General features: G+C 66.5%; 8 protein-coding genes and 1 pseudogene. 3 read left to right on the top strand and 6 right to left on the bottom strand.

Features of this window, described 5'->3' with window-relative positions; translation table 11 throughout:
* Positions 1–279: aldehyde dehydrogenase family protein (locus AC099J_RS31370; protein ID WP_479619233.1), on the bottom strand; the 279-nt coding region annotated here is incomplete at its 3' end.
* A gap of 48 nt (positions 280–327) precedes the next feature.
* Positions 328–600, bottom strand: coding sequence for a thioesterase, FlK family (locus AC099J_RS31375; protein WP_479619234.1), 273 nt, complete (start codon positions 598–600; stop codon positions 328–330).
* Positions 601–763: 163 nt separating this feature from the next.
* Between AC099J_RS31375 and AC099J_RS31380 the strand changes: the two genes are divergently transcribed.
* Positions 764–1,690, top strand: a complete 927-nt coding sequence (locus tag AC099J_RS31380; RefSeq protein WP_479619235.1) for a transcriptional regulator GcvA — start codon at positions 764–766, stop codon at positions 1,688–1,690.
* 175 nt (positions 1,691–1,865) lie between these two features.
* Here the strand turns inward: AC099J_RS31380 and AC099J_RS31385 are convergent.
* The 3 genes and pseudogenes from AC099J_RS31385 to AC099J_RS31395 all read right to left on the bottom strand — a co-directional run.
* Positions 1,866–2,030: pseudogene (locus AC099J_RS31385) on the bottom strand (tripartite tricarboxylate transporter substrate-binding protein); the annotation flags it as partial.
* A 39-nt stretch (positions 2,031–2,069) separates the two neighbouring features.
* Positions 2,070–3,293, bottom strand: coding sequence for a CaiB/BaiF CoA transferase family protein (locus tag AC099J_RS31390; RefSeq protein ID WP_479619236.1), 1,224 nt, complete (start codon positions 3,291–3,293; stop codon positions 2,070–2,072).
* Positions 3,294–3,331: 38 nt separating this feature from the next.
* Complete coding sequence (locus AC099J_RS31395) at positions 3,332–4,111, bottom strand: enoyl-CoA hydratase-related protein (protein ID WP_479619237.1); 780 nt, start codon at positions 4,109–4,111, stop codon at positions 3,332–3,334.
* A 302-nt stretch (positions 4,112–4,413) separates the two neighbouring features.
* Between AC099J_RS31395 and AC099J_RS31400 the strand changes: the two genes are divergently transcribed.
* Together AC099J_RS31400 and AC099J_RS31405 are read left to right on the top strand one after the other, a co-directional pair.
* A complete protein-coding gene (locus AC099J_RS31400; protein WP_479619238.1) occupies positions 4,414–5,550 on the top strand; it encodes an iron-containing alcohol dehydrogenase in 1,137 nt (378 codons plus the stop codon).
* A gap of 30 nt (positions 5,551–5,580) precedes the next feature.
* Positions 5,581–6,546 (top strand): Bug family tripartite tricarboxylate transporter substrate binding protein, encoded by a 966-nt coding sequence (locus AC099J_RS31405; RefSeq protein WP_479619239.1) that lies wholly within the window; start codon positions 5,581–5,583, stop codon positions 6,544–6,546.
* Positions 6,547–6,759: 213 nt separating this feature from the next.
* Here the strand turns inward: AC099J_RS31405 and AC099J_RS31410 are convergent.
* Positions 6,760–6,883, bottom strand: a 124-nt coding sequence (locus AC099J_RS31410) for an aldehyde dehydrogenase family protein (RefSeq protein WP_479619240.1), incomplete at its 5' end; no start/stop codon positions are given.

Below are 6,883 nucleotides of genomic sequence, written 5' to 3' on the forward strand. Positions count from 1 at the left end.
GGTCTTGCCCTCTTCGCGCGCCAGCAGCGTGCCCAGCTCTTCCTTGCGCGCCAGGATTTCGTTGCCGATCTTGTCCAGCGCGTCGCTGCGCGCCTGGATGCCGCCCGTCGCCCAGGCCGGGAACGCAGCGGTGGCGGCGGCGACTGCAGCGTCCACCTGCGACGCATCGCCCTGCGTGTATTGGCCCAGCACATCGGCCAGGTTGCTGGGGTTCACATTGGGGCTGTAGCCCTTGCCGGCGACCCATTCGCCGTTGATCAGGTTGTCATGGTGTTGCATGGGGCTTATCGAAATGGAAGGGTTACTTGGCGCCTGGGTGCTGGCCCATCACATTGCGACGGCGGACACGCGCGCCTCGATCAGCACTTGCCCACCGAGCAGCGTGGCGCCGCCATGGCGCATTGCGATCTCCGAGCCGACAGAGTTCTCGGCCGCGTCCACATGGGCCAGCAGAAAGTCGAGCCAGGTCTGCTCTACGTCACGCACCAGTTCCGGCGTCGCATCGATGCGCATGTCCTCGCCAAGAAAGTCGATGGTGCGCATCCGGTCCACCGTGAGCGTGCGGCGCGCGGTGGCACCCGTGTTCAAGTCGTTCTTCATGCTGGCCTTCCAGTGCGTTGACGTTGCGAAAAGGCGCAGTCTAGGAACGCCGCCGCAGTCCGGCAAACGAGTATTTCTAGGGCGACTGCGGAGAAAAACTTGAAGCACTTGCCCGCATACTCGACGCCGTCCGGACGACAGTGCACAGCCCACAGGAGATACGGTGTCACGCCCCATCCCGCCGCTCAACGCCTTGCGCGCCTTCGAGGTTGCCGCGCGCCATTTGAGCTTCACGCGCGCAGCCGACGAGCTGTTCGTCACGCCCTCGGCCGTCAGCCACCAGATCAAGACGCTGGAAGAGAACCTGGGCATGCTGCTGTTCCTGCGCGACTCCAAGTCCCTCACTCTCACAGCCTCAGGCAAGGCCTACCTGCCTGGTGTGCAGGAGGCATTCAAGCAGCTCGTGTTTGCCACGCACCAGTTGCACCGGTCCCAGGGCGTGCCCTCGCTCAAGATCAACCTGCCGCCTACCTTCGCGGTCAAGTGGCTGACGCCCCGCATGCGGCGCTTCATGCAGGCGCACCCCGACATCGACCTCAAGATTTCCACCGCCAAGGAAATGGTGGACTTCACGCGCGAGGACTTCGACCTGGCCGTGCGCTACGGCCGCGGCGTCTATCCGGGTCTCTACTCTGAACTCTGCCTGCCGGTTGAAGTGTTCCCTGTGTGCAGTCCCGCCTTGCTGGCGGATCCGGCGCGGCCCCTGAGGACACCGCAGGACCTGCGCCTGCACACACTGCTGCACGACGAAAGCACTTATCCGGATGTCAGCAATCCGAACTGGGCGATGTGGCTGGAGCAAGCGGGCGCGACGGACGTGGACACCACCCGCGGGCCCTCGTTCTGGCCCAGCCACCTGGTGATCGGCGCGGCGATCGACGCGCTGGGCGTGGCCCTGGCCAAGAAGCACTGGGTGATCGACGACATCGCTAAGGGCCGCCTCGTGCGGCCCTTCGAAGGCAGCATGCAGGTCGAGTTCGCCTACTACCTCATCTTTCCCGAGGACCGCCTGCAGGACCGGCGCATCATGGCCTTCCTTGGCTGGGTGCGCGAAGAACTGGCGCGCGACGCGCAGGCTCAGAGGTTGTGAATGAATTAACCGCGTCCACGACGGGGTGTGGCGGACCGCAGGCGTAGGCGCAGGCCGCCGCCCTGGCGGGTGCCAGGGCAAGGACTGCAACGCCCGCATGCGCTCTGGCGCGCCCCGGCCCGCAGGGCGAGGCCCCTCGGCACGGCGCTGACGATGAAACGGGTGCTCATTGGGGGGACGAATCGATGCCGCGCTCCTTGAGCGTGGGCACGCGCGCGAAGCCGTCGGCCACCCGCTGATCTGCCATTGCCGCGCGGGCCTTGAGCTTGCCCGCTGCGATGTGGGAGGCGACCTCTGCCATGCTCACCGTCACCGCATCGATATGGCCACCAAGCAGCGCTGGGGAATTGATCTGTCTTCTGTCGCGGTTTGCATCAAGCTAAGCGGCCGGCGCCGCCGCTGTCTGCACTGCGCCGAACGCCCCGGCTCGGCGCAGCGCGTCGATATCCAGCGCGCTCATGCCGATCTCGCGCATCACCTCGTCAGTGTGCTGGCCCAGCAGCGGCGCGGGGTGCCGCACCTGCTGTGGCGTCGCGCTGAGCTTGACCGGAAAGCCCAGCACCCGCGTCTCGCCTTCGACCGGGTGCTGGATCTTGAGAACCATGTTGCGCGCCACCGCCTGCTCGCTGGCCAGCGCCTCGGCGTAGTCGTAGATCGGCGCGGCCGGCACGCCTGCGGCGAGGAGCGCCTCCACCCACTGGGCGGAAGTGCGATGCGCAAACGAACGCTCGAGTTCGGCAATCAGCACCTCGCGGTTGCAGATTCGTAGCATGTTGTCGGCAAAGCGCGGGTCCTCGAGCAGGTCGGGGCGGTCCACCACACCACACAGTGCCGTCCACAGCTTGGGGTTGGCCGCGCCAATGACGAAGTACCGGTCGGACGCCCGAACGGCCTGGTAGGGCGCGCTCATGCGGTTTGCGCTACCAATGGGTACCGGCACCTGGCCAGTACCCCAGTACTCCGCAGACTCCCAGACCGACAGGCCCAGCGCGGTCTCGAACAGCGAGGCATCCACGAATTGCCCCTCGCCCGTGATGCCGCGCCCAATCACCGCGCTCAGAATGCCGTAGGCGGCAAACAGCCCGGCCCCCAGGTCGGCGATCGGGACACTGGCCTTCACTGGCGACTGCCCAGCATGCCCCATGACGCTCATCACGCCCGTCATGGCCTGGGCGATCAGATCCAGGCCTGGCCGCTTGGACCACGGCCCGGTCTGGCCGAAGCCGGAGATGCTGGCGTACACCAAGCGCGGATTGATAGCGCGCAAGATCGGGTAGTCGATCTTCAGGCGCGCGGCCACGCCGGGTCGATTGTTCTCGACCAGCACGTCCGCCTCTCTGACCAGCGCATAGAACGCCTGCAGCCCGGCCGGGCTCTTGAGGTCGATCTCTACGCTGCGCTTGTTGCGGTTCAGTGCCAGGAAGCCGCCGCTGTCGGCCCCCTTCAGGCGAAAGCCCATCGACTTGCGGGTCTGGTCGCCGACGCCGGGTGTCTCGACCTTGATGACATCAGCGCCCATGTCGCCCAGCAGCATGCAGCAGAAAGGGCCGGCCATGATCTGGCTGACGTCGAGGACCTTGATGCGGGAAAGGGGAAGTGTCACGTGGCAGCTCCGTTGTCGTGAGGAAATGGCGCGCCGGCTCAGCGGCCGGTGAAGGTCGGCCTGGCCTTGGCCAGGAAGGCTTGGAAGCCAATGCGGTAGTCGTCGGTGTCGAAGCAGGCATAGGCTTCGTCGGCCTCCTGCGGCGTGACCGGCGCCGGCTGTGCCAGGCGGCGCACGAAGGCCTTGTGCCAGCGCGCTACCAACGGCGCGCCGTTGGCGATGCGCCGCGCTGTAGCCTGGCCCTCGACCAGCACCTCGGCATCGGCGACCACGCGGTTCACCAGGCCCTTGGCAAAGGCTTCCTGTGCATCGAATACCCGCCCCTCCAACACGATCTCCAGCGCCGTGGGGCCGCCCACGAGATCGACCAGTCCACCCAGTTCGCCGTACGACATGACCAGGCCGAGCTTGTTGACCGGCACGCCGAAGCGGCTTGATGAACCGCAGACGCGCATGTCGCAGACCGAAGCGATCTCCAGCCCCCCCCCAATACAGGCCCCCTCGATGATCGCCAGGGTCGGATGCTTGCATTTCTTGATGGCCTGCATTGCCTCGCCTGTGACCTGCGCGTAGTCACGGGCCTGTGCCGAGTTGGCGCGCAGGCGCGTGAACTCCTCGATGTCCGCACCGGCCGAGAAGGCCTTGCCACCAGCGCCGCGCAACACCACGCAGCGCAGTGCATCGTCGGCGGACAGCTGCGCCATCAGATCGGAGATGCCCTGCCACATACCGTGGTCCATGGCGTTCATCTTGTCCGGGTTGTTGAGCGTGATGGTGGCGATGCGCTGGTCACGTTCGAGCAGCAGATACGGGCTCATGGGTCGTGTCTCTTTCGTTGAGGTGCGGCCTCGGCGCAAGCGCCAGTGCGGCGTGATGGGAGGGAGTCCGGGCCGAAGTCTAGGTTTGGCACCGTGGCGGGCCAAGCGAGAAAAACTGTGCCGTTCTTCAAGAAAAAGTCACGTCCGCCGTTGTGAGAATTTCTCGCGCCGCCTTCAAGTAAATCCACGTTGTGGCGGCGCGAACCCCTTCCTAGACTTGCGCCCCGATACCAGTCCAGCCCGCCACCGGGCCGCAGTGCACATCACCACCACCAGCAACACGCCCAGACAACGGAGACTCCATGGCCCTTATCCACTACATCACCCAGATCCAGATTGACTTCGGCGCAGTGCAACTGCTTGCGCAGGAATGCAATCGCATCGGCATCCGCCGCCCGCTGGTCGTCACCGACGCCGGTGTGCGCACCGCGGGCGTGCTGGACCGCGTGACCGAACAGCTTGGCGGGCGTGACTTCTTCGTGTTTGACGGCACGCCCTCCAACCCGACCGAGCGCGCCATGCGCGCCGCCATCGCGGTGTACGTGGACAACCAGTGCGACGGCATCATCGCAGTCGGCGGTGGCTCGCCGATCGACCTGGCCAAAGGCGTTGCGGTGTGCGCCACACACGATGGCCCGCTCAAGTCGTTCGCGGCCATCGAGGGCGGTGTGGCCCGCATTACTGCAGCCACCGCGCCCGTGATCGCCGTGCCCACCACGGCCGGTACCGGCAGCGAAGTCGGACGCGGTGCCGTGCTGATCCTGGACGACGGCCGCAAGGTCGGCGTGCTCTCGCCCTTCCTGGTGCCACGCGCGGCGCTGTGCGACCCGGAACTCACGTTCGGCCTGCCGCCCTTCCTGACGGCCGCCACCGGTATGGACGCCATCGCGCACTGCATGGAAACGTTCATGGCGCCGGCGTTCAATCCGCCTGCCGACGGCATCGCGCTCGACGGCTTGCGCCGTGCCTGGAGGCACATCGAGACCGCGACCTCATGCCCCGGCGACCGTGAGGCGCGGCTGAACATGATGAGTGCGTCGATGCAGGGCGCCCTCGCCTTCCAGAAGGGCCTGGGCTGCGTGCACAGTCTGAGCCATGCGCTGGGCGGCATCAGCCCACGCCTGCACCACGGGACGCTCAACGCCATCTTGCTGCCCGCCGTGATCCGGTTCAACGCCGATGCGCCTTCGGTGCAGAGTGAGGAGCGCCTGGCGCGCATGGCACAGGCCATGGGTGTGGACGGCGCCGACGATGTGGCGCCGGCCATCACGCAGATGAACCGCCGGCTGGGCCTGCCCACCGGACTGGCCGCACTCGACGTGTCGCCGGAGATCTTTCCGCGCGTGATCGAAGGCGCGCTGAAGGACCACTGCCATAAGACCAATCCGCGCGAAGCCAGCGTGCAGGACTACGACGCGATGCTGCGCACGTCGATGTAAGCGCATCCCACCCATACGGAGACAACCAACATGCAACGACGCCACTTCATCGCATCCACGCTCGCAACCTGCAGCCTGCCGCTGGTTCATGCGCAATCACCCCTGCCCGCCGGGCCCATCCGCATCGTCGTGGGCTTTCCGCCCGGCGGCGGCACCGACGTGATGGCCCGTGTGATGGCGCAAAAGCTGTCGGTCCTGTGGGGTACGCCCGTCACGGTCGAGAACAAGAGCGGCGCGGGCGGCGTGATCGCAGCCGAGTACGTGGCCAAGCAACCCAACGATGGGGCCACGCTGCTGATGACCAACATCAGCAACCACGCCATCGCACCGGCCCTGTACCCCTCGCTGCCCTACGTCGTCGAGCGCGACTTCCCGCCGTTGGTGCTGGTCGGCGTCACCCCCAACCTGCTGATCTGCAATCCGGCCCAGCCGGCGCGCACGCTGGCCGACATCGTCGCACTGTGCCGTGCCAAACCGGGTGTGGTGACGTTCGGATCGTCCGGCGCCGGCGCCTCGCAGCATCTCGCCACGGAGCTCTTCAAGCTGCGCGCCAACGTCGACGCGCTGCACGTGCCCTACCGAGGCTCGGCGCCGATGCTCACCGACCTGATCGGCGGCCAGATCAACTACAGCTTCGAGACCATGACGTCTGCCACGCCGCACCTGGCCAGCGGCAAGCTGATCGCCATTGCGCAGACGCGGCTGCAGCGCTCCAAGGCGCAGCCCCAGGTGCCCACGGTCGCCGAACTGGGCTATGCCGGCTTCGACGCCAGCACCTGGTATGGCCTGGCCGGCCCTGCGCGCATGGCGCCTGCCACCGTGCAGCGCATGAACGAGGACTTCAACACCGTGCTTGCGATGCCCGAGGTCGCACAGAAGCTGGCGGGCTACGGCGCCGAGGACGGCGGCGGCTCTGCGGCCAAGTTCGTCGACTTCATCGCCGTCGAAAGGGCGAAGTGGGCCAAGGTTGTGAAGGAGGCCAAGGTCACCGTCTGAACAAGGGGCATGCCGGCGCCCGTGCTGCCGGCCAGCTCATCGCCCATTCGAGGATTCGAAATTCTGGGCTCTACTGAACTTGAAGTGGATCGACCCCGTGTGATTCGGTGTCATGTTCTTCATGAACAACGCCAGCGGTCTGCTGACGCTGCCGGTCGGTACCCTGCTCAATGTGGTCGCCGGCACGGCCAGCGCGCAGCTGCGCCGCGTTCTTCAGGCGAGCGTGTAAGCCGTCTTCACCGTCGTGAAGAACTCCTGCGCGTACTTGCCCTGCTCGCGCGGGCCGTAGCTTGACCCCTTGCGCCCGCCGAACGGCACGTGGTAGTCCACCCCCGCC

This window comes from Rhodoferax sp. RT4P68 (assembly GCF_056521305.1).